Here is a 23,673-nt window from a genome sequence, read left to right on the forward strand (position 1 = left end):
GAGACGCTTTTAGTCAGGCGTTGAATTTCTGTAGCGAATCTAAACACAAGCCATGCAACTCGTCCCGAAAACTAAGCCAGCCCTAGAACCTGACCCAATCCTAGAGAAGATTATTCTAGATGTTGGGGGTATGAAGTGTGCTGGGTGTGTGAACGCTGTAGAGCGACAGCTGACCCAACATCCAGGAGTCAAGAGTGCCTGTGTGAACCTGGCCACAGAGGTAGCAGTTGTAGAGTCAGAAGTTGGTGCAATAGATGTAGATGCACTGGCACAGCGATTAACAGCCGTTGGATTCCCGACTCAACCCCGAAAAGCTAATGGCACAGTAGCAGGCGAAATATCAACCTTACCAGATCCAGCAGAACGACAACGCCGAGAAATGCGTTCTTCTCTATGGCAGTTAGCGATCGCAGCGGTATTGCTGATATTGTCGGGAAGTGGACATTTTGGTAATCTTGGTAGCTCAGTGCTGCCAGTGCTAAATAACATCTGGTTTCACTGTGGACTGGCGACAGTAGCGCTGTTAATTCCCGGTCGCCCGATTTTAGTAGATGGCTGGCTGGGCTGGCGGCGAAATGCGCCTAACATGAACACCCTAGTGGGATTGGGAACGCTGACAGCCTACATTGCTAGTTTACTAGCGCTGCTTTTTCCCCAATTGGGTTGGGAGTGCTTCTTTGACGAACCAGTAATGATGCTGGGCTTTATTCTCTTAGGAAGGACATTAGAGCAACAAGCTAGAGGTCGAGCGGCTGCTGCATTTAGGAAATTGCTAGCACTCCAGCCACTCTTAGCGCGATTGATTGCCAACCCAGAGAAAGCTGGAATGGGTTCTTCTAGTGTTGAGATTCCTGCTGAACAGGTTCGTGTCGGTGAATGCTTACAAGTGCTGCCAGGTGATAAAATCCCCGTTGATGGTGAAGTGGTGGTTGGTCAAACAACGGTTGATGAATCGATGCTAACCGGGGAAGCAGTGCCAGTAATCAAGAAACCAGGAGATACAGTGACAGGGGGAACACTAAACCAGTCAGGAGCGATCGCTATTCAGGCAACCCGGATTGGAAGTGATACAACTCTAGCTCAAATTGTTGCCCTAGTAGAAGCCGCCCAAACTCGCAAAGCCCCAGTACAGAAATTAGCAGATACAGTAGCTGGTTACTTTACTTACGGGGTACTAACAGCATCTGTCTTAACATTTGGATTTTGGTACTTTTTCGGCACTCACATTTGGACTGATATCACCATGTCTGGTGGCATGGAAATGATGAGCCACGCTCACCACTCCACTCCTCACTCTTCCCTGTTAATTAGTTTAAAACTAGCGATCGCAGTTATGGTAGTCGCCTGTCCCTGTGCTTTGGGACTTGCCACACCAACAGCCATTCTGGTTGGAACTGCTATGGGCGCAGAAAGAGGTTTGTTAATCAAAGGTGGCGATGTTTTAGAAAAAATACACCAGTTAAATACCGTAGTATTTGATAAAACTGGTACTCTCACCACAGGTAATCCCATAGTCACAGATTGTCTGTTAATTGAGGAATCGGGGACTAGGGACTGGGGACTGGAGAAGAATAATGCTCAATCCCTAATCCAACTAGCAGCAGCCGTAGAAAGCGGTACTCACCATCCCCTAGCAAAAGCGATTCAGCAAGAAGCACGGCGGCAACAGTTATCTATTCCAGAGGGTGTAGACTTTCACACGGAACCAGGGCTAGGAGTATCTGCTGTGGTAGAGGGCACAGTTGTATTGTTGGGTAACTGGGAATGGTTGAGTTGGCACGGCATTGCCATTAACGAAACCGCACAACAGTTAGCACAGGATTTAGCAACAAATGGTAAAACAGCCGTTTATGTAGCAATTGGGGGAACCTTAGCCGGACTAATTGGTGTTTCTGATACCCTTAGATCGGATGCTCGATCTACAGTAGACAAGTTGCGTCAAATGGGCTTACGGGTAATGTTGCTCAGTGGCGATCGTCTAGAAGCAGCTAGCGCCATAGCTAAACAACTAGGATTAGATAGCGCTGATGTAATAGCAGGTGTTCCCCCAGCTAAAAAAGCAGCTGCAATCCAGTCTCTCCAGTTAGAAGGGACAAGGGGACAAGGGGGACAAGGAGACAAGGGGGACAAGGGGACGAAGAAAACTCTTCACTTCTCACTCAGCACTCAGCACTCAGTAGTCGCAATGGTAGGAGATGGAATCAACGACGCTCCAGCTTTATCTCAAGCTGATGTAGGAATTGCTTTACACTCCGGGACAGATGTGGCGATGGAAACTGCTGAAATTATTTTAATGCGCGATCGCCTAAACGATGTCGTCGAATCTATTCAGCTTAGTCGCGCCACATTCAACAAAATCCGCCAAAATTTATTCTGGGCTTTTGCATATAATACACTTGGCATTCCTTTAGCAGCAGGTGTTTTATTTCCTAGTCTGGGTTTTGTGCTTAACCCATCTGGTGCTGCTGCATTAATGGCTTTTAGCTCTGTTAGCGTCGTCACCAACTCAATATTATTACGGCGATTCGCTCATCGCCCGTAGAATACTCCTTTACACGTCCAATTTGTCACCACAAATCTTGGTTATCAAAACAGAATTTAGGAGTCAGTCGTCAGATTAAGACACTTACCAAAGCTATCATAGCTACTGGAGTAGAACGGACATGTTCTACTCTTTCAAGGTATTATGCAATTTTAAAGCTTATTTAGATTAGCACCACAAACTTTTGGTGCGCAAAAATGGCAAGATACGATACTAAACAAAGTTTAATCAATTACAGTTCCACGATTTGTCAATGGCAGCAGAAACCAATGAAAACCATCTACTAATTATTGAAGACGATCAAGGTCGCAAAGAATTTTCTCTGGAGCACCCCGTCTACTCTATTGGTAGAGACCGCGAATGTAATATCCGTTTGATGTCGCAGTTTGTCTCCCGCCGCCATGCCACATTAGTGAGATTGCCACGAGAGCATAATAGTCATAGCTACTATTACCGGATTGTAGATGGCGATGCCAAAGGTAAGCCTAGTTCCAATGGTTTGATGATTAATGGACGTAAAATACCAGCCCACGATCTCAGAAATGAAGACGAGATTGTTTTTGGGCCTCAAGTACGTGCCATTTATTACCTTTTAAGAAACACTCAGCGTTTAGGACAAACGGATTCGAGCGAGTACGACATTACACTAATAAACCCCGGTATGGCCGAGGATTTAGAGGATTAAGAGAGTGAATTATAACTACCAATCACAGTCTGATACTTCCACGGTTTGAAGCCGTGGAAGTATCAATTCAATCACCAAAACTATCCTGCAATACTTTCAATCAAATGCCAATGGCGGCTACTTTCAATAGCTTGCTTGATTAACTCAAACATTTGTCGGCAGTAATTATCTAGGTGAATTGGTAGTTCTTCATTTTTAATCACAATACTCATCCGAGTTTCTGTCTCAGTAGATTTTGATTTGTCAATCAGTACTTCTACTGTTATTAATTTAGGAAAAGGAACATTTCCAGGAACCTCACGACCGATAATATATTCGGCTGTGTGATACTGAATATCCAACTGACAGTCCTGTAGAAGTTCTACAAGTAACGGCACCAGATGGTCACTAGGAACAGAAACAATAAATGAACAGGTATAGCGAGCCATAATAGCCCCAAGCCTTGCAACACTCTGTCCATCCTATAATACCGAAGTATCTAAATATAAAGTCATTAAAAAATCAAAGTTTTTGAGAGCAGGTATTACCAGATATACAGTCAATGAAGAGGCAGGGGGCAGGAGGTAGGAGGTAAACGTCATAAATAATTTAGGCGTTCCGTGAGTGTCAGCTGAATGGGGTTTCAATAAAGACGCAGTATTTTTTGTGGCACTTTCCGCTCGAAATACATACTTTGTTCTTTCTTCTCTAAGATACGCTTCGCGAACATAAATAAATTTACTCGATCTAGAAGAAAGTGGTAGAGGGCAAAAAATGTGTTTTCTTCCTCCTGTCTCCTGCCTTCTGCCTTCTTTGGTAAGCTGAAAGTTTGATCGAAAACTTTACAATAAAGGTTTGGCTAAGGTAGAAAATGAAAGTCGCAATTACTGGAGCAACAGGATTTGTCGGTAGTCGTTTGGTACAACGATTACACAAAGAAGGTCATAAAATAGTAGCATTAACTCGAAATACCGCTTTTGCTCAAAAGGTTTTTCCATCTGAGGCTTTCCCTAATGTAGAAATTGTTGCCCATACACCAAATGCATCTGGTTCTTGGCAAAATATCATTGCTAATTGTGATGGCGTAGTTAATTTGGCAGGAGAACCTATTGGTGAAGGGCGCTGGACACCAGAACGGAAACAAGAAATTTTCAATAGCCGAAAATTAGGTACACAAAAAATAGTTGAAGCAATAGCCAATGCTAATCCTAAACCATCAGTGTTAATTAACGCTTCGGCTATTGGCTACTACGGCACCAGTGAAACGGCTACCTTTGATGAAACCAGTCTATCTGGTAACGATTTTCTTGCCCAAGTCTGCCAAGCCTGGGAAACTGAAGCGAGAAAAGTAAAAGATGCTGGTGTGCGACTAGTAATTCTGCGTTTTGGGATTGTCCTGGGCAATGGTGGTGCTTTAGGTAAAATGATTCCGCCTTTCAAACTCTTTGCTGGCGGGCCTATTGGCAGTGGTCGGCAGTGGTTCTCATGGATTCACGTAGACGATTTAGTTAGCCTGATTTTGCAAGCTTTAACTAAACCGGAAATAGAAGGCGTATACAATGCCACTGCCCCCAACCCAGTTAGGATGGCAGATTTAAGCCAAACTTTGGGACAAGTGATGAATCGCCCTTCTTGGTTGCCTGTTCCTGCTTTTGCGATCGAAGCTCTTTTAGGAGACGGGGCTATAGTAGTTTTAGAAGGTCAGCAAGTTATCCCAAAACGCACCGTGCAAACAGGCTTTGAGTACAAATATCCTAATTTGCAATCGGCATTAACACAAATTCTTAATTAAAAGGGAGTGGGGAGTGGGGACTGGGGACTGGGGACAAGGGCACAGGGGCAAAGAGGCTTAGGGGAAAGACTTACTGCAACTTCCTTCCCCTCTGCTCCCCTGCTTTTTTCCAGTCCCCAGTCCCTAATCCCCAGTACCCAGTTCCTTGACTATTGACTAGAAAGAAATTTTTTGGAAACCCAACTGATAATACCGCTGAGAATTGCACCGCCCATGAGAATGCCAATTGCGGGGTTAAACAAGGGTTGCCACAGTTGATGCCACAAATCCAAACCCAGGTTTACTCCAGCAGCATCACCGATCGCAGCGATCGCTAACCAGCCAAAGCCAAACAAAACTAAAAAAACATCTGCGACTAAAACCATGTTTAGCCAATTTAACAATTTATCTTTCATGATTGGAGTGGGTACTGGGCATTAGGCATTGGGCATTGGGCATTGGGCATTGGGAATTGGGCATTGGGAAGAGACAGCCTAGAGAGTTATTTCAATAAATTCTCCCTTCTCCTCGTTGTCCCTAACCCCCAGTTCCCAGTTCCCAGTCCCCATTTTTTACTTTTCAAACAGCCAATTTTTGACTTTTGTTAAACTCTGCCAATCTGGTTTTCTACTTAAACCGTCCTCAATACTATTTTTTATTTCATCACTCCATTCTTCGTTGACAAAAATTAACTGCTGTGCTATATCAATATGTTCTCGCAAGCCTTTTTGCTTTGTTTCCAGCATTGCTAAGGCAAGATTGATTCTAGCTTGGGGATCTTGTGGATTTAACTTGACTGCCTTCTGTCCGGCTTTGTAAGCCAAATTGGGTTTGTTATCGAGTAAATACAACCACGCTAAACAAACCCAAGCTGCACTAGTTTTAGGAGCGCGATCGCACACTTCTTTAAATACAGGGATTAAAGATTCTGCTGATTCTCCTGCTTTATAGCGTTCTAAACCTGTATCAAACAGGGATTCAACTGTTTGAGTCATAGTAAATTAATCATGAGTCATGAGTCATTGGTCAATTGTCATTTGTCTTTCGTCCAATACTCAGGGACAAATGACAACTGACAATATTACACCCCAAATGACTTGCCGCAACCACAAGTTTGATTAGCATTGGGGTTAGTAAATTGGAAACCACCGCCAATCATAGCATCGCTGTAATCGAGCATTAAACCGTAGAGATATAACAGACTCTTGCGATCGCTGACAATTTTGAAGCCATCATAATCAAAAACTTCATCATGAGGGGTTATTTTGCTGGTATCTTCAAAGTCCATCATGTAAGACATCCCAGAACACCCACCCTGACGCACCCCTACCCGTAAGCACAAGTCTGTGCCTTGCTTGTCCCGGAGAGATTTTACCTGGTGCAATGCGGCTTCGCTCAACAGAATTCCACGTTGTTGAGCTTCAATTGCTTGTGTCATCTGCTTTTCAACTCCTTAATTAGTATAAGCGTTACCCTATATCGGCTTGTAATGCTTCTGGGTTGCTCTTGGTGTTTTTGTATTCATTCTAGCGGCTTAGATGTTGCTAGATACCAAATTGTAAACACTCCGTCAAAAGTAGCCAAAGATTTTTATTCTAGAATTGAGAGACTCAATGTGTTTATACATTCGGTATTCTTAAAATTCCAGCCTTACGGCAGCAACAGAAGCAACCACCCTTCAGGTGCAGCCATAAAAATTTAATCCGAGGCTAGCTAGCCCCCAAGTTTACTTCCAAATTGCTTCTTTTGATTCTATGACAAGTTTTAATCGCTCTACCAGTCGCCGGTTGAAGAAATTAACTCAAATTCCTTCTGTATGGGAGGGCGATCGCCGTCCGTTGTCATCACCAAACCAGGTGTCAGACTCAGAGGCAAAGGGAGAATGCATTCTTTGGGTAGATTACTCCCAAGGTGTTGTTCGAGGAATGGACGTGGTAGCTTGTGATACCGGCCCAGAAGCAATAGTTCGCACCTTAATGCAAGCAATGGAGCATCCCCAGAGTCCGGCAAGACCTGCTAGACCCCAAAGAATTGTAGTCAAAGACCGCGAGATCCAATTTTACCTGCGGGGAGTGCTGCAAGATTTGGATATCGCCATTGACTACGCACCAGAACTGCCTTTAATTGACGAACTATTTCGGGGATTCGCCGACATCCTTGATAGTCAAACCCCCGATTTACCCCCACAGTATGCGCAAATCTTGCGAGAGAAAGCATTTGCAATTTGGCAAGCAGCACCTTGGGAATTTTTGCAAGAACAGCAAATTTTGTCAATCGAGATTAATAAGTGGGATGTTGGCACACTCTACGCCTCAGTTATGGGAATGCTGGGAATGGAGTATGGGATTTTGTTTTATCGCTCAGAAGACTCTTTAAAACAGTTTCGCGCCGCAGTTTTAACGGATGAAGAATCAACAGAGCATCTAGAAGAAGCGTTCCTTAAGCAAGATTGCCTGTTTCTCACTTTTGAGAGCGTTGACGAAACTGATGAAGATGACGATGAAGAAGATGATTTGGCGGATCTGCCATTATCAGAAATTGACCCTACTTTTGGTAATATCCACCCCTTAGAAGGACTACGGTCTGTTTTGTATGACGAAGAAGCATTGGTAATTTTGGTTGCGATCGAAAGCCTGAGCCGCTTTATTCGCGATCACCGTCGCCAACTTCATGAGGACATTTTCCCAACTCTAAGCCGTCGCTATCGTATTTCTCTACCGCAGTCGGAAGAATCAACTAAATCAGTGCCTGTAACAGTCTCTACCATGCCGCAGTTAGCAGCAGAATTAGAGGAAATGGCAGGCTTTGGTATTGATGACGAGGAGATTAACAACCTTGATTTCCAATCATTGCGAGATGACTTGATACCAGAAGATTCCTTCCTCAGCTTAGGTGTAGTGTCTTGGGAAATGTTGGAGTTTCTGCGAAAGGGGGTCAGCTACCACCAGGCTGGTGAAATCAAACAAGTGGGTGACGGTTTGCCGGTGATTTTAATTCAAACTTCCCGACCCAAGGCGAAGACTGTAATTGAAAGAATTGAAGCAGCAGGCGGACTGAGAGCAATTTGCTTTAATCCAGGTGCCGATCCTTTTGATGGCGATCGCTACGACCTGGGTTTATTGCAAACTCAAAATGGCGAATTGTTCCTATTCGGTGAATTTTTAGATGAAGATCCAATTCATGTCGAAGCCCGAAAAAAATGGAATCAGCGGTGTAAAAATACTAAGGGCTATTGTGGCTTAATCATTGCTAAAGGACTAACGGGAGCCTCCCGTGGCAATCCTCAGTTACGAGATATGATGGCTTTGTTTGAAGGGCGATCGCTTTCACCTAAAGATTTAGGTATTGGCACTCTCCAACTTATGCCCCAACTGAAATTTGAATAATTGCATGAATTGCCGCAATCCTCAATCTCAAATCATCGGTATGAGAAGTTAAGTTGATGTGTATTTGATTGATTAAAACTGCATTTGAGAGGAAAAAAGGGAAGGCTTTGCCTTTTAACGTTTACCCCTGTTCTCTTTATCAACGGAGTGTTGATTCACCAGTGCTGAGTACTGTCTTACCCCATAGCAAAACGTGGGGATGGAAGTAAGGGCGCATCATTGACAGCAGATTTCAAGGAAAGTGAGTTACACAAGCTAAGTCTGTTACCTAAATATAAAGCGTGTTTTACTCCTTAATTCAGAATTCTAAATTGAGGAGTAACTGTTTCAGGCAAGTAAAAAGCAATACAGTTCAGTTAAGAAAACTGCTTTGTTGGGTTGCGCTTTGCTTCACCCAACAAAGCTATGAAAGTGTTGGGTTTCGTTCCTCAGCCCAACTTACACAACTTAAGGTTTTTGGCGCTAACTGAACTGTATTGAAGTAAAAAAGACTCAGGATTTTCACTTTTGTATATACCCCAATACAATTCAGAATGGGCAACCAAACCCAGATGTAGACAGGCGTTTTGTCGCGTCTTGAAAGACCAATTGTCTACACCAATAACCCTTAACTAAATCCTATTGGTATATAACTCATCTCTGGTAGGTAGTCTTTTAAGTAGAGGCAGAGTATTTCCGGTTATACTCAGTCTTCGCGATCTGCGTACCTATCAGCGTGCGGCACTTTTTCATAAATATTCATGTATATGTCAATACGAATACACGACCAATCTTGAGAAGCTAACTTTACCTAAATTTCATGAAGTACCTATATTTTCATAGTTTTCTAGTTATTTTATCTCAAATTTTTAAGTATAAATAACTACAATAACCTAAGAATTTATCTACAAAGACTGCTTGAATCAAACCTTACTGACGCACTGAGATATTGGAATCTTTTTTTTAATAAGCTTTTGAGTTTAGCCTTCTGTTATATATCAATATCATTAAGCAAAAGTTCAGATAATATATTTTTCTTTGTAATTTTTTTATAAAGGAGGAAAAATAGCTTTGCTAGTGTCTAAATGAAGATTATTTAAAGCGCGTAAATAATAGCTATAATAAACACATTGCCGAAAAAATTAAAATATACGATTCTTTTTATGGGTATACTTACCAGATAAAAATAGTTGGAATAAAAATTTTATTGGCAGTAATTTATATCTTGACTTAGATATGAGGAAAAATTTTTATGTCAAATTTCTAACGCCCTACTGGGCTAAAAATGATTTATATAACTTCCAGATAGATGAAGACGAAAAATCGTCAAAATATTGCTGCTTTCAAAGCAAGCTATATCGCTAGAAAGAAGATAAAAAAGATGCAATAAAGTATTGCATTCTGACGATAATTTATTGTAGAAGTATGAAACAAAACTAAAATATTATCGGCAGCAGTCAAATAACATCACATATATTCTGGATGAATTCGTCTGTGTGAAATTACAGATGTTGCTGTCAAAAATTACCAAGATAATTGGCAATTTAGACTCAGTAGACTGAGCGTTGTCCCTTTTTTTCGGGCTACTATATTGGCAGTGAAAAGCAATCAGCTTGATCGAAGTAAGCCAAAATTGATAACAGTTCAAGTAGCTCTTAAGTTCTTGGTTACAGTCTGGTTAGATATAGGTGTTTGTTTTAAGGCGATCGCTTATTTGTCTACTTTCTAAGTCACTATTAACGCCCTATACACACCACTTCAACCCTCCTGTAAATCAGCATTTCAGTATGATAATGATTCTGAAGCTTTATTTTTTGATGTTCTAGCAGATATTCTCTCCAACTGGGTTTGACGAACTTAGTTAAGAGAGAAGGTCAAATGCTTTCAATGGAGAATAACTTTGGAAATCTTCATTGAGTCAACAGTAGGTATCTTGAATTTCTTTATAAAATTTCATTGTTAGGGTTTACTCATGCTGTTAGTAGGGTTATTATCTTCAAAAGCAACGATGTGCTATTTTTGCTGTCACAATAGTAACAAATAAAGTGTAGTATTTTGATTTTTTTAGAAAATGATCGAGCCTTTGACAAAACAAACATTCTTAATATTAATGGTATTACTTGTTTCGTGAGACAAACTCTGATAACCTTATCGGTTCCCTCTTTAATTTAGACTCTTTCGACCATCTAAATATACAGCAGATAGCATGATAATGACAAATAAAAAATGGGCAGTTAAACGCATAACAGTTAATCTTGCAACGCAGGAAGCGGAAAAACTAGAAAAATATTGCCAACAAACAGGTAGACCTGCAACTGATGTGATTCGTGAACTGATTAGAAGTTTGCCTGTCTCCGACGACGGTAAAGATGCAAACAACTAAGAAGTGACTTTCACAACTTATCCAGAAAACTGCTTTGCCACCAAAAAAATATCTCTGATACTTTTGAGAGTCCGCTGCTATGGACAAAAGTTTGTCTAGATGATACAGACGCGTTTTTATCGCGTCTGGTCATTTACCGGGACTAAAAGAAGTAATCAAAGAGTTTTTAGTATCGATATTGGCAAGCATTAATATGCTGCTGGAGTTGATATTAAGTAGCAAATTCCGACACCAACCCAGTTACAATCTGTAAAGAAACTGAAAAGGAACGACGGAATGCGTGTTGCAATCGTAGGTGCGGGACTGGCTGGGCTAGCAACCGCAGTGGATCTAGCTGATGCTGGTTGTGAAATAGAGATTTTTGAATCTCGTCCGTTTGTCGGCGGTAAAGTTGGCAGTTGGGTTGATGGAGATGGCAACCATCTAGAAATGGGGTTGCATGTATTTTTCGGGTGCTACTACCAACTATTTGACTTAATGAAAAAAGTGGGGGTGTTAGAAAACTTACGCCTCAAGGAACATACCCACACTTTTATTAATAAAGGGGGGCGCACTGGTGCTTTAGATTTTCGTTTTCTTACAGGTGCGCCTTTCAATGGGTTAAAGGCATTTTTCACTACTTCCCAACTATCGTTGCAGGATAAATTGCAAAATGCGATCGCTTTGGGTACTAGTCCGATAGTTCGCGGATTGGTAGACTTTAACGGGGCGATGAAAACTATCCGCAATTTAGATAAAGTTAGCTTTGCCGATTGGTTTCGCAGTCATGGTGGAAGTAATGGCAGCATCAAGCGGATGTGGAACCCCATTGCCTACGCATTGGGATTTATTGATTGCGAAAATATGTCTGCCCGTTGTATGTTAACCATATTTCAGCTATTTGCAGTTAGAACTGAAGCTTCAGTTTTGCGAATGCTAGAAGGTTCTCCAGCTGAATATTTACACAAGCCGATTCTGGAATATCTGGAAGCTAGAGGCACCAAAGTTTACACGCGCCGACAAGTTCGGGAAATTCAGTTTACTGAGTCAGCCGAACAAACGCGTGTAACTGGTATAGTAGTCGCCCAAGGTGATGCAGTAGAAACGATCGCAGCTGATGCTTACGTTTTTGCCTGTGATGTTCCAGGAATTCAACGCATCCTACCCCAGGAGTGGCGTAAGTGGTCAGAATTTGACAATATTTACAAACTGGATGCAGTGCCAGTGGCTACAGTGCAGTTACGCTTTGATGGTTGGGTAACAGAACTGAACGATGGAGAGCAACGTAAACAGTTAAACCATGCGGCTGGAATCGATAATTTGCTTTACACAGCCGATGCTGACTTTTCTTGTTTTGCCGATTTAGCGTTGACTAGCCCTGCTGATTATTATCGTCCAGGACAGGGATCTTTGTTACAGCTAGTGCTGACACCGGGAGATCCGTTTATTGCCCAAAGTAATGAAGCGATCGCACAACATGTTCTCAAGCAAGTCCATGAACTGTTTCCCTCGTCGCGGGAGCTAAATATGACTTGGTACAGTGTTGTAAAGCTTGCTCAGTCTCTCTACCGAGAAGCACCAGGGATGGATGCATACCGCCCCAACCAAAAAACACCAGTAGATAACTTCTTCCTTGCCGGGAGTTATACTCAGCAAGACTACATCGACAGCATGGAAGGTGCTACTATTTCTGGACGACGTGCGGCAAAAGTGATTTTGGAGAGTTTAAAGAAATAACGTAGACACGCAGTGGCTTGCCCCAGGCTACTCCAAAGGGTGCAAAGAACGCGATCGCAAAGCATCTCCTAGAGAAGGAAAAAGAGAAATGCCAGACTGGTTAGAGCATACTGTGCAGGTAGAAGTAGAGGCTCCCATAGATTTAGTATGGAGCCTCTGGTCTGATTTAGAGCAAATGCCCCGGTGGATGAAGTGGATTGATTCGGTGAAAATTCCGCCAGATAATCCAGATATATCTCTTTGGAAATTAAAAACTGGCAGTCTAGAATTTTCTTGGCAATCCCGAATTCTCAAAGTTATTCCTAATCAAATTATCCAATGGGAATCTGTTGATGGTTTGCCGAATCAGGGAGCGATTCGCTTTTACGATCGCCACAATAGTAGCATTGTCAAAATGACTATTTCTTATGCTATCCCCGGCATTATTGGCAAAATTATGGATAACTTATTTTTGGGGCGGGTGGTTGAATCGACAATTCAAGCTGATTTGGAAAGGTTTAAAGAATACGCGCTGAATGTTAAAGCTAATTGATATAGATAGCAAAATCAGGCAGTAGGAAATAAAGTGTAAAAGTTTCTTGCTGTCTGAAGGGAAAATATAAATTTTTTAATTGCGTGTCTTTATTACGAAGTAGAAGTTAGAGAGTGCTTTATCTTTTCTATAGCTTGATTCAATCCTTTTGTGTCAATCCAACCTACATAACCACCAAAAAGCATTTTGTTGTTGCTGTCAGCTAAAAAGATATGCTTGACATTAGCTGGATTAATAAAAATTTTAATTACAGTACCATCTTTAAGAGTAAAAATAGGTCTTGCTCTTCTGAAATCTCTACTGTGGGCTTGAGTCATACCTGGGACATCGACTAATATTTCAACAGCTTTTTGAGCGATTTGAGAAATACTGCTAGCTATTTCTGCTTCAGTATTCCATTCTTCCAGCCAATCTATTCCTTTTTGACTTAAGCGAAAATCCTCTTTTACAGCAAGCTTCTTATGCTTCTTATTCACTAAACTAGACAAATTTTTTAAATACGAAATAACCGTAATAATATATAAAATAATTTTGGAAAATCTACCTATAATCCTTGCAACTATTTGATTTGACATATTAACTATTGCCTGTTGTGACAATAAGATTCCTAGTCCTTAACTATAAAAATTCTCTAAATGTAAAAAATCAGTAATAATACGTGAAAATACTATTTAAACTAACCAAAATAACCCGCGATCGCGCAAATTGTTCAGCATTAGTTACGACTTACTCAATCGCGTTAACGCACTCTACTTCCTGTTGGTTCTGGAAGTGAATCGCCTACAGCTTCGTAAGCAATAATTACAGACTCTAAAGCTTCAATTCAATTTGCTACAGCTAACTCGTAAGTATCCCCATGAGTCCGCCAGCTTTGTCCTGGAAAATCAGGGAATCCTATCAAAAAACAATTATCTTCTTCAGACCATTGAATAAGCATTTGGTATTTAAGTTTACTCATCTTGTTCTTTTCCTCTACTTCCTCATCTGATATTTTGAACTTAGAGGATTAAAAAACTACCAAGTAGGATCGCTAAACAAATTAATCGTCAATTCCTCGCGTGGCGGTACTCCGGTAATACAAGCGCGAACAATCTCTCCATCCTCTAATTCGACGGTGCAAGCGTGACAAGATCCCATGAGACAACCGGTGGGAATAAACACCCCAGCCCGGTCTGCTACATCTAAGAGGGCTTCTCCCACTTCGGCATCTACTGTGACATCATCTGGTAAAAAGCGGACACGAACAATCATCAATATTACGCATTTAATAGAGTTGTCATTTGTCAGTTGTCATTTGTCCTTTGTAAATGACCAATACTTCTCTACGAGAGGCTGCGCCAACGACTACGCTCAGTACAAGTGACCAATGACCAATGACATTTCAAGGAATTTTAGCTTAAGACAAAAACAGACTTAAGTCTAAATGGCTTTCAACTTCAATGGCTAGAGAGTCCAAAATTTGCTCTCGCTGTTCTCGGTAGTTAGCAACACCGGTGGGCAAAGATTTTAAACCTCGCTGTTGACGGAGGCGATTTAACCAAGCCCGTCGCCAAGGCCCATTGTCAAAAAGCCCGTGGAGGTAACTTCCCCACACTGATTGACAACTATCTACTAACCCTAAATTAATATCGTCAAATAGGGCATGGTAGGATTGAATATCTATGCCTTGCTGTTCGATACGCGATCGCCCTTGGTGAATTTCAAAGCCATTAACTGGCAAGCCTTGTTGGGGATAATTTGAGCTAACTTGGCGCTGACGGGCGATTTTTTGTCCTGTAATTACAGTTCTGATTGGTAAAAGATTTAACCCTTGAAATCTGCCCGCTTGTCCCTCTATCCCTTCTGGGTCGGCGATGATTTGACCGAGCATTTGATAGCCACCGCAGATACCTAAAACCGTTCCACCAGAAGCAGCGTAGTTTTGGATAGCTTCTGCCATACCGCTTTTTTGCAACAGTAGCAAGTCAGCAATTGTGGTCTTTGTACCTGGGATAATTACGGCATCAGGATGTCCTAAATCTTGCTTAGGACTTAAGTATTTAATTGAAACTGTACTTTCTGATTCCAGTGGGTCAAAGTCGGTGAAATTGGCAATTCTTGGTAAGCGGATGACAGCAATGTTGAGGTCAGTTTGGGCTTTATTTGACGACGATTGACGTTCTAGCAAGTCAAGTGAATCCTCGGCTGGAAACATTTGTTGCAAGTAGGGTATAACACCGATAACGGGGATACCTGTGCGTTCTTCTAACCATTTTATCCCCGGATCTAAGAGCGATCGCTGCCCTCGAAACTTATTGATTACTATACCTTTAATTAAGGCGCGTTCATCTGGTTCCAATAACTCTAAGGTACCAACAACATGGGCAAAAGCACCACCCCGGTCAATATCAACTACTAACATGGTTGGTGCATTTAAATGTTTTGCTACCCGCATATTAGTTAAGTCGCGGTGCTTGAGGTTAATTTCCGCAGGGCTACCAGCACCTTCACAAACCACCATGTCAAATTCTGTTCCTAAATGCTGTAGCGATTCTTCAATTGTCCGCCACCCCAGTTCAAAATATTGCTCGTAGTAATCTGAGGCACTCACTTTGCCTACAGACCTCCCTTTAATAATTACTTGAGAAGTCATATCCCCTTGAGGTTTGAGTAAAATTGGGTTCATTTCTACCCAAGGCACGACTCCCGCAGCCCAAGCTTGCACTGCTTGAGCATAGCCAATTTCTCCACCACTGGCAGTAACATAAGCATTTAAAGCCATATTTTGACCTTTAAAGGGAGCCACTCGCCAACCACGCCGCGATAAAATACGACAAATAGCTGTAGTTAAAAGTGATTTCCCTGCATGGGATGTTGTCCCCACCACCATAATTGATTTCATAGTTGCTATCACTTAGTTTTTCAAGATACAGAGTTAATTCTTAGGAGCGAACAACAAGGCAGCAAGGGGAGTGGAAAAGCAGGGGAGCAGGGGAGCAGAGGAGAAAGTTGCAGTAAGTTTTTTCCCTCTGCCCCTTTGCACCTCTGGCTTTTGTGCCCAATGCCCAATGCCCAATGCCCAATGCCCACTATAACCATCACAAATTGCAGTTGGATGGTTATGGTAAAGACTTCATGAATAGATATGATGTTTCCGTGTATATTGTTCCCTTTGATTCCCTAATCCTAACTCTTGGATTTTTTATTCTAAAAAGGTATCCGTAACCAACGAATCATTGCATCATAGAAGCGATCGCGCCATGAAGGAGTACGCCAATTTTTTCCCTGATACTGCTCCACTAACTGGCGTCCCAAGGGAGTGAGACGAAAACTATCTGTAATTCCCTGACCATCAACTTCTCGGCGCAATACACCTACTTGAATCAACCAGCCCAAAGCGTCATCACAAGCTAATTCTGATAAAGGGCGTTTAGTATAGCCCTGCTTGAGTCCATTTTCCAGAGCGATCGCAGTTACTGATACACTCTGATGACCCATCACTTCAAATAAAGATACATTAAAAGGCGAACACACTAGCGATCGCTCGGCTCTTTCTACTGTGTTTTGAGGATAGACAAAAATATTTGGGTTTTGGGAATCAACAGCAGCCATTGTGTATTGGTAGAAATTTTTCTTCTAACAAAGATTAATTTAAGAATATATTTTTTCTTGTACAAAATACCCCATTAAACCAAAATTAGTTACCTAAAGTGTATTTATCCGATTTTTTAGTAATTATATTTAAACATTATAAATTAATGTAAAATTTCAAGTGCATCAACAATCTGAAACAGGAAAAGTTAATTATGCCTCTAGCAGTTGGTACGGATGCACCTGCATTTACCGCCAAAGATACAAACGGCAACACAGTTTCGTTATCTGATTTGAGGGGGAAGACGGTTGTTTTATACTTTTACCCCAAGGATGACACGCCAGGCTGCACCAAACAAGCCTGTAGTTTTCGGGATGCCCAGTCTCAATATCAAGGTAAAGATATTGTAATCTTGGGAGTCAGTGCAGATGATGAAGTCTCCCATCAGGCATTCACCCAAAAATATAATTTGAATTTTCCCCTACTGGCTGACACCGACAAATCCCTCATCAAAGCTTTCGATGTGGATGGCGGCGGTTATGCCAAACGCGTCACCTACGTAATTGACCCCAGCGGTAAAATTACTCATGTTGACGCTAATGTAAATACCAGCAACCATGCTAGCGATATTTTAGCTGCACTTGGGTTGTAGTTTTTTACCCGATCATTCAGGTTTTTTTTATAGTTTCAACCCCAAGCCTCTAGAAGCTTGGGGTTCTTTGTTTGAATTCAGTTACCTGATGGTGTCACCGATGGCGATGTAACTGATGGTAGTATAATCGTTGGCAAATTATTGGGGGTTGGTTGCTGTTGTTGACCTTGAATTAGTTTTTGTTGCCTTGCTTTAAAGGCTGCTGCTGCTGAGTTTAGTTCTTCGTTCTGTTGGTTAGAATCCCAGTTGAGATTCCCGAAATTTGCCCGATGAATCAGATCGAACATATTAAAATTGTCTGAGTTGGAACGGGCGAAAGGATCGGTATTTTGGTCTGTTGTACTATTGCTGGGGAAAGCATCCGTTGGACTGCTGATTTGAGCGGAACTTGGTTGAGCCATGAGCAAGGAAGCAAAGCTAATTCCTGCTGCCGTAGCTAGAAAGAGTCTAGTAATTTGTAAAAATGGTTTTTTCATGGGTTTTGACCCTAAATAAAATTGATCTATTTTATCTTTTTAAGCCAGAGTCCGCCGCAGTTGGGGTTGAATACTCAGCAAGGCGACTAGGGCAAAGCCAAACAACACCAGCAATGCTCCCCCAAAGGTAACATCACCCCAAGGAGCCTGCATCACTATACTACTTAGTCCCCAATTACTGTGGAAATAGAGATAGCGAATTGGTTCAATCGCATAGCTGAGAGGATTCAGGGTAGCTACAACCTGCAACCACTTAGGCATGAAGGATAGGGGTGCTAAAGCTGTACTCGCAAACAATAGTGGTAGGTTAGTGACGAAAATCACTGCAATCAATTCAATGTGTCCGGGTAGAGCAAAAGCTAAACCAAGGGAGATGGCTGTTACACCCAAAGCTAAGAGCAAAACAATTAGAGCGATCGCACTTAAACCCGCTACATCTGGAAGTCCTGCGCCCAAAAATGCTGCTGCTGCAACAATTACGGCTGCTTGCAACAAACTTTGGCTGATGATAAAAATGGCTGAGGCAAAAACAATGGAAAACCGCGATGCTAAGGGTGCTACTAGCAAACGATTCAAAAAGCCGAACTCGCGGTCAAACATTACGGGTAAACCAGCATTCAGCGCCCCAGCAAAGGCTGTAAACACAATGATGCCAGCAGCTAAAAATTGTCCGTAATTTGTTGCTGTATTACCAAATATACCCTTGGGGGCATTTTGGAACAAAGCGCCAAATAGCACTAACCACATTACTGGCTGAATAATTCCAGCAACCAAAGATGAGGGACGGCGTTGCAACTGAATGAACAAGCGACGAGTTAAAGCCAACGTCTCTTGTACCAATTCACCGAAAAAGTTAGGTGCAGTATTAACATCTGCTTGCGGCGATGCTAGCGGCTGCCAATTGATATCAGATTTAGGAGTAACACTCATGGCAATTTTGGATTTTGGATTTTGGATTTTAGATTGGGGATTGGGATTAGGAGAGAGATGACAGGTGACAGAGAATAATCTGTACCCTCTAACCTGTCACCTATTCCCTTCTTCACTCCCCATTCCTTATCTCATATTCTGCTTCTTTTCAGCTTTGGGATCGCGGGTGGCGACGGCTGCGAGTTCTGCATCCAATAAGGTGCGTCCTGTGGCAGCGAGATAAACGTCATCGAGGCTGGGGCGAGATTGGGCGATGCCAAATATGGGCAAGCCAGCGGTATTCAGCGCTTGCTGTATGTTAATGAGAACATCATTCTGAGGTGTCACTACTAAGTTGAGTGAATTACCTTGAGCGCTGTTGATGATGACTTCTTGGACAAAGGGCAAAGGTTTCAGGAGGTTTTTAGCTTTTTCAGCTTCTTCAATGGGGGAAAACTCGCGGATTCGCAAGGTGATGCGATCGCCCCCTACTCGATCTTTCAATTGCGAAGGTGTATCACTTGCAATTACAACGCCGCGATCTATAATTGCCACGCGATCGGCTAAAGCGTCAATTTCTTCTAAGTAATGGCTGGTAATTACTACCGTCGTCCCAGAGGCGCGTAATTTTTTCAGGAAATCCCACACCACAAAACGAGTTTCTATGTCAAGCCCTACAGTTGGCTCGTCCAACACCAAAACATCTGGTGCATGGAGCAATCCAGCAGCCAAGTCTAGGCGCTTACGTAAACCGCCAGAGTAGGTTCCTGTCTTTTTGTTGGCGTATTCTTGCAAACCGAGTAAGTCTAATACCGTCTCAATCCGCTGTTTGGCTATTGCCTTTGGAAGGTGATAAAGTGCTGCTTGCAATTGCAGCAGTTCTTTTCCAGTCAACACCTTATCTATAGCGACTTCCTGAGCTACGTAGCCTAGTCGTTGTCTTGCCACTTTCGGATTATCTAACACAGAGATGCCAGATACTTCGATAATGCCTGCATCCGGTGTGGTTAGCGTACACAAAGCACGCAAGGTTGTAGTTTTCCCCGCACCGTTGGGGCCAAGTAAACCAAAAATTTCTCCTGATTCTACCTGAAAAGAAACATCCTGGACGGCAACCACTGTACCGTAACGTTTTTGCAGATTTTGAATTAAAACGGCGGGAGCCATGACAGCCGATCCCCAACTATACAAATCTCAATAAAGTCTATCTTTATTGTAGAAGGTAGAGAGCAAGTAAATAGCGCATGAGCGAAAATCTGTAAACAAATTCCCGTTATGCGCTATGCTGCCAAAAATTTTTAATTATTCTAAACAAGTTGCTTGATTGCGTTTGTAGCGAAACAAACCAAATACGACAGCAACTAATCCTAAACCTGGAAGATTTCCAGGCTCTGGAACTTTACGAATGGGAGGCTTAGGTGGAGTGTAGTACTTTATTGGCACATCTGGCAGATCGCCATTAAATAGATAGTTGTGAGACTCACCATTTCCTGTCAAAGAAGCTACCACGACATTGCCGTTAATTTGACCATTATTGAAATTGAAATTAGCCAAAGGTGCAAGAATACTACCTTGGATGCCAATTCCACTAGCAGTTAAGTTAGTTGCTTCATAAAAGTTGTAGATTACCTTTTGTTTATCTGCGCCAATGATATTAAACCCAAAGTTTTGCAGCGACACATCCTTACCGCTGATATTGACAACGATAGTTGAATTTGCGTCCCCCTTAATTTCAAAATAGTTTGTCTTGGAGACAGATGAGCCTGCAAGATTAAAAACATTGAAAGCAGTACTACTGCCACTAAGGTTAATAGCACCCCAAGGTTGAACTGTTGTGTTACCCGTAGGAGTTAAGGTTGCCAAATATTCAGATAGTCCTCGCAGTTGTTTCCCTGCTTCATTGAAGTTGATGGGATTTCCCTGGCTGAGAGTTCCTTGGGGAAATCCCACATTGCTGGATACATTGGCACTGCCTCCATAGACAGCATTACCGTGGTAGACTTGACCGTTGCTCAGAGCTAAATTCTGTCCAGCAACTACTACGTTGCCGCTATTACCAGAAAGTCTGCTTCCAAGTCCGCCGACAAAATTTATGTTACCGCCAGCAGCAACTTTTCCTTCGATATCTGTATATTTTTGAGAGATATCTCCCAAAACAAATACATTGTAATCAGAGGCAGCGCCTAACTCAACTGCGTTCGCTCTTGCTGAGAAACCCAGCGCTAGAGTGACTACAATCGGAACTGTTACTAACCCCCAAATATAATAGGTTTTTGATTTCATCTTCTAGTTTAGGAATCATCAAGACGATCCTATGGGTATAAATCAAAGATTGCACTAGTTAGCTAGCTATTTTTATTGAAGTTTCACATTAGTATAACTACTATATACTTTTATCCAAATTCTCTGCTCAACCGCATATTTACTGTTGATTGCATGAATTAAATTTTTATCAACAATAATTCATGAGTTAGGAGTTAGGACGTTATTTCAAAACTTTGAAAGTTTTGAGGCTAGTATGATTGTAACCACTGATAAATCCCTCCATCGCCTGGATGTGTTGCAGGTAATCAAGAAATCAAGAATGGATTTATTGATGACTTCTCCCGGCATTAACAAGGGAATTCGTGGAGGATAGGGATCTTTATTGTAGAAGGTGGAGAGCAGAGTTGATCTGAGTTTAAAGTTGCTCGATCGAGGAAGTAAACAATAGGCAGAGGGAGAGTAGGGGAGCAAAAAGAATCTTTCTCCTTTGCTGCTTTTTAGCAGGATTGGTAATTGAGCGAAACCTAAAAATTACCCATTTCTAAATTCCAGTTAACATCATAGACCGTTTTATCGACTAGGGCGGATATATCCTTCTGCTTCCAATTTTTTTAAGGCACTTTGGGCTGCTACTTTTCCATATCTTATACCAATAGCAGTAGATTCCTGACTGATTTGGGGAATAACGGTAATTGTTTTTTGTCCTAAAGGTGTCTGATAAAATGCAATGATTTGTTTGATTTCCTCATTAGTAAAGTATTTATTATAAATAGGAATAATCTCATTTACAATATCATCTATCTTGAGTTCAGCAGCAAAAGTATCCCAAAATTTTTGAGGAACTTGAGGGTATTCGGACTTGAAATCATTTAATAGTTGAGTGATAATCTGTCTAGAAAGATTTTTTGCACCAGTTATCTCTAATAATTTCTTGATATTCTTATTTTTTTCTATTTCTTGAGCATTGTTACTTGGTGCAATAGTATTAGTTGGACTTTGAGCAAAAGCAACTCTATTGAAGGTCGTTACTAAGGAAAGTACAACTGCTGGTACGAACAAAAAATTTATCTTCATTGATTTAAATTTATTTTTAAGAGAGGATTATTTAGGTAAGTTGACAAACGAGGAACGATTGTGAGTAACGATCTCAAATTATTATCCTTAAATTTACCATATAAGTCATTCTTTTACTACCTTTAGGGTGCGGAAACTACTATCAGCACAACCACCGATCAATCCTCCCATTGCCTGGATTTGTTGCAGATAGTCAAGGACGGGTTTGGTGATGACTTCTCCCGGCATTAACACAGGAATTCCTGGGGGATAGGGACAGACGATTTCGGCACAGATGCGTTTATCGATCTTTGTCAAAGGTAGTATTTCACTAATAGCAAAAAAGGCTTCACGGGGAGAAAGTTGTAAAGCATAATCTAGGGTTCTGTCTAGATTTAGCCAAACCTGGTTTTTAACAGTCAAGTTGCTTCGGCAATATTCTTTGGCGAGGGTGGTGAAACCTTGGACTAATTGTTCAATATCAGCTGAGGTGTTACCCAAACTAATAATAAAGGTGAGATGTTGTAATGAGGCGAATTCAGCAGTAACAGCAAATTTTTCATCCAAAATTTCATCTGCTTCAAATCCGGTTAAACCTAAACCAGAAACAGTTACAGTTAGTCGCGTTTTATCTAAAGCTACAAAGCCGGGAGATCCCCCCAACCCCCCTTTTAAAGGGGAGCTTAAAACTGATAATCCCGGAATTTGACTGATTCTGGTTCTAGCTTCTTTAGCAAGTTGCAAAGTGCGAGACATCAGCATTTTTCCGTGGAGTGCCATTTGCTGACGCGCTGCATCTAAAGAAGCTAAAAGTAAATAACTAGGACTGGTAGATTGTAAGAGTTGCAAAGCTTTACTGATGCGATCGCCATTTATCCTATCACCCTGAATATGCAGCATTGATGCCTGTGTCATTGCACCGAGTACCTTGTGGATGGATTGTACAGTTAAATCTGCACCTGCGGCTAAAGCTGGAGTGGGTAATTCGGGATGAAAAGCAAAGTGTGCGCCGTGTGCCTCATCTACGAGTAGAGGGATATTATATTGATGTGTGATGTTGGCGATCGCATTCAAATCTCCACAAACACCGTAATATGTTGGATAAACGATTAATACTGCTTTGGCATCTGGATGTTGTTGGAGTGCAGATTGTACAGCATTGGGTGTAATGCTATGGGCAATATCTAAAACTGGATCGTATTCAGGATTGATGAAAATTGGTATTGCACCAGAGAGAATTAAACCTGCGATCGCCGAAGAATGTACATTCCGAGGCAGAATAATTTTATCGCCTGTGCCACAGGTAGCCAGAATTGCCGCTTCAATTCCACAGGTAGAACCATTGACAAGGAACCATGTTTGCGAAGCACCAAATACCTCAGCCGCCAGTTGTTGTGCTTCTTGAATAACGCCTTGGGGTGCAAAGAGATTATCTAAATCTGCTAACTCAGTTAAATCAGCCTGAAAGACAGCTTTACCAAGTAAATCGGCCAAAGGTTGAGAAATTCCCTCACCTAGTTTATGTCCTGGAGTGTAAAAAGGCGCATGAGGTCTTGCTCCATTGGCTTTTAAGGCATCTAATAAAGGTATTTGGTTTTGATTGAGCATTTTTGGGAAACGAACCGTTAATGATAGAATCTTAAATCTGCTAGGGCATATTGAGTACTCCAAAATAACAAATGAGTACTCCGAAATAACAAATGAGTACTCCAAAATAACAAATGAGTACTCCGAAATAACAAATGAGTACTCCGAAATAACAAATGAGTACTCC

General features: G+C 41.8%; 22 protein-coding genes and 1 pseudogene. 8 read left to right on the forward strand and 15 right to left on the reverse strand.

Going from position 1 to position 23,673, the window contains the following annotated elements; genetic code table 11:
- The first annotated feature begins 52 nt into the window (after positions 1-52).
- Together RMZ42_RS26685 and RMZ42_RS26690 are read left to right on the forward strand one after the other, a co-directional pair.
- Positions 53-2,542 carry a heavy metal translocating P-type ATPase gene (locus tag RMZ42_RS26685; protein ID WP_322674250.1) on the forward strand — a complete coding sequence of 830 codons (2,490 nt, stop codon included), beginning with the start codon at positions 53-55 and terminating at the stop codon, positions 2,540-2,542.
- Between the two features lie 253 nt (positions 2,543-2,795).
- A complete protein-coding gene (locus RMZ42_RS26690; RefSeq protein ID WP_322674251.1) occupies positions 2,796-3,227 on the forward strand; it encodes an FHA domain-containing protein in 432 nt (143 codons plus the stop codon).
- Positions 3,228-3,307: 80 nt separating this feature from the next.
- Here the strand turns inward: RMZ42_RS26690 and RMZ42_RS26695 are convergent, their stop codons facing one another.
- Positions 3,308-3,655, reverse strand: a complete 348-nt coding sequence (locus tag RMZ42_RS26695) for a hypothetical protein (protein ID WP_322665545.1) — start codon at positions 3,653-3,655, stop codon at positions 3,308-3,310.
- Positions 3,656-4,077: 422 nt separating this feature from the next.
- On the opposite strand from RMZ42_RS26695, the gene RMZ42_RS26700 reads away from it, so the two are divergent.
- The gene (locus RMZ42_RS26700) at positions 4,078-4,998 is read left to right on the forward strand and encodes a TIGR01777 family oxidoreductase (protein WP_322674252.1); all 921 of its coding nucleotides are present in this window, start codon (positions 4,078-4,080) and stop codon (positions 4,996-4,998) included.
- A 149-nt stretch (positions 4,999-5,147) separates the two neighbouring features.
- On the opposite strand, the gene RMZ42_RS26705 is transcribed toward RMZ42_RS26700, so the two are convergent.
- The 3 genes from RMZ42_RS26705 to RMZ42_RS26715 form a co-directional block, all read right to left on the reverse strand.
- Positions 5,148-5,393: a hypothetical protein gene (locus RMZ42_RS26705; protein ID WP_094352470.1), complete on the reverse strand. Its 246-nt coding sequence runs from the start codon at positions 5,391-5,393 to the stop codon at positions 5,148-5,150.
- 156 nt (positions 5,394-5,549) lie between these two features.
- Positions 5,550-5,972 carry a hypothetical protein gene (locus RMZ42_RS26710; protein ID WP_322674253.1) on the reverse strand — a complete coding sequence of 141 codons (423 nt, stop codon included), beginning with the start codon at positions 5,970-5,972 and terminating at the stop codon, positions 5,550-5,552.
- 86 nt (positions 5,973-6,058) lie between these two features.
- Complete coding sequence (locus tag RMZ42_RS26715; RefSeq protein ID WP_322665540.1) at positions 6,059-6,415, reverse strand: iron-sulfur cluster assembly accessory protein; 357 nt, start codon at positions 6,413-6,415, stop codon at positions 6,059-6,061.
- A 316-nt stretch (positions 6,416-6,731) separates the two neighbouring features.
- On the opposite strand from RMZ42_RS26715, the gene RMZ42_RS26720 reads away from it, so the two are divergent.
- The 4 genes from RMZ42_RS26720 (at position 6,732) to RMZ42_RS26735 (ending at position 12,973) form a co-directional block, all read left to right on the forward strand.
- Positions 6,732-8,363: a DUF6930 domain-containing protein gene (locus RMZ42_RS26720; protein WP_322674254.1), complete on the forward strand. Its 1,632-nt coding sequence runs from the start codon at positions 6,732-6,734 to the stop codon at positions 8,361-8,363.
- Between the two features lie 2,185 nt (positions 8,364-10,548).
- Complete coding sequence (locus RMZ42_RS26725; protein WP_322674255.1) at positions 10,549-10,725, forward strand: CopG family transcriptional regulator; 177 nt, start codon at positions 10,549-10,551, stop codon at positions 10,723-10,725.
- A 276-nt stretch (positions 10,726-11,001) separates the two neighbouring features.
- The gene (zds, locus tag RMZ42_RS26730) at positions 11,002-12,441 is read left to right on the forward strand and encodes a 9,9'-di-cis-zeta-carotene desaturase (protein ID WP_322674256.1); all 1,440 of its coding nucleotides are present in this window, start codon (positions 11,002-11,004) and stop codon (positions 12,439-12,441) included.
- Positions 12,442-12,529: 88 nt separating this feature from the next.
- Positions 12,530-12,973 (forward strand): SRPBCC family protein, encoded by a 444-nt coding sequence (locus tag RMZ42_RS26735; RefSeq protein ID WP_322674257.1) that lies wholly within the window; start codon positions 12,530-12,532, stop codon positions 12,971-12,973.
- A gap of 92 nt (positions 12,974-13,065) precedes the next feature.
- Here RMZ42_RS26735 and RMZ42_RS26740 read toward each other — a convergent pair whose 3' ends face one another.
- From RMZ42_RS26740 to RMZ42_RS26760, 5 genes and pseudogenes are all read right to left on the reverse strand, one after another.
- Positions 13,066-13,548 (reverse strand): hypothetical protein, encoded by a 483-nt coding sequence (locus RMZ42_RS26740; RefSeq protein ID WP_322674258.1) that lies wholly within the window; start codon positions 13,546-13,548, stop codon positions 13,066-13,068.
- Between the two features lie 164 nt (positions 13,549-13,712).
- Positions 13,713-13,931 (reverse strand): annotated as a pseudogene (locus RMZ42_RS26745) (type II toxin-antitoxin system HicB family antitoxin).
- A gap of 56 nt (positions 13,932-13,987) precedes the next feature.
- Complete coding sequence (locus RMZ42_RS26750) at positions 13,988-14,224, reverse strand: 2Fe-2S iron-sulfur cluster-binding protein (protein ID WP_289798882.1); 237 nt, start codon at positions 14,222-14,224, stop codon at positions 13,988-13,990.
- Positions 14,225-14,369: 145 nt separating this feature from the next.
- Positions 14,370-15,854, reverse strand: a complete 1,485-nt coding sequence (gene cobQ, locus RMZ42_RS26755) for a cobyric acid synthase CobQ (RefSeq protein ID WP_322674259.1) — start codon at positions 15,852-15,854, stop codon at positions 14,370-14,372.
- Between the two features lie 305 nt (positions 15,855-16,159).
- Positions 16,160-16,564 (reverse strand): Npun_F0494 family protein, encoded by a 405-nt coding sequence (locus RMZ42_RS26760; protein ID WP_322674260.1) that lies wholly within the window; start codon positions 16,562-16,564, stop codon positions 16,160-16,162.
- A gap of 194 nt (positions 16,565-16,758) precedes the next feature.
- Between RMZ42_RS26760 and RMZ42_RS26765 the strand changes: the two genes are divergently transcribed.
- Positions 16,759-17,196, forward strand: a complete 438-nt coding sequence (locus RMZ42_RS26765; RefSeq protein WP_322674261.1) for a peroxiredoxin — start codon at positions 16,759-16,761, stop codon at positions 17,194-17,196.
- Positions 17,197-17,273: 77 nt separating this feature from the next.
- On the opposite strand, the gene RMZ42_RS26770 is transcribed toward RMZ42_RS26765, so the two are convergent.
- The 6 genes from RMZ42_RS26770 to RMZ42_RS26795 form a co-directional block, all read right to left on the reverse strand.
- A complete protein-coding gene (locus RMZ42_RS26770; protein WP_322674262.1) occupies positions 17,274-17,672 on the reverse strand; it encodes a hypothetical protein in 399 nt (132 codons plus the stop codon).
- 39 nt (positions 17,673-17,711) lie between these two features.
- Positions 17,712-18,602: an ABC transporter permease gene (locus tag RMZ42_RS26775; protein WP_322674263.1), complete on the reverse strand. Its 891-nt coding sequence runs from the start codon at positions 18,600-18,602 to the stop codon at positions 17,712-17,714.
- A gap of 126 nt (positions 18,603-18,728) precedes the next feature.
- A complete protein-coding gene (locus RMZ42_RS26780) occupies positions 18,729-19,748 on the reverse strand; it encodes an ABC transporter ATP-binding protein (RefSeq protein ID WP_322674264.1) in 1,020 nt (339 codons plus the stop codon).
- Positions 19,749-19,883: 135 nt separating this feature from the next.
- Entirely contained in the window at positions 19,884-20,864 is a 981-nt protein-coding gene (locus tag RMZ42_RS26785; RefSeq protein ID WP_322674265.1) for a choice-of-anchor A family protein, read from the reverse strand.
- A 552-nt stretch (positions 20,865-21,416) separates the two neighbouring features.
- Positions 21,417-21,905, reverse strand: a complete 489-nt coding sequence (locus tag RMZ42_RS26790) for a DUF2059 domain-containing protein (RefSeq protein ID WP_322674266.1) — start codon at positions 21,903-21,905, stop codon at positions 21,417-21,419.
- A gap of 120 nt (positions 21,906-22,025) precedes the next feature.
- Positions 22,026-23,507 carry an aminotransferase class I/II-fold pyridoxal phosphate-dependent enzyme gene (locus tag RMZ42_RS26795; RefSeq protein WP_322674267.1) on the reverse strand — a complete coding sequence of 494 codons (1,482 nt, stop codon included), beginning with the start codon at positions 23,505-23,507 and terminating at the stop codon, positions 22,026-22,028.
- Positions 23,508-23,673 lie beyond the last annotated feature (166 nt).

The organism is Nostoc sp. DedQUE05, from assembly GCF_034530955.1.
In the GTDB taxonomy this organism is placed as follows: Bacteria; Cyanobacteriota; Cyanobacteriia; order Cyanobacteriales; family Nostocaceae; genus Nostoc.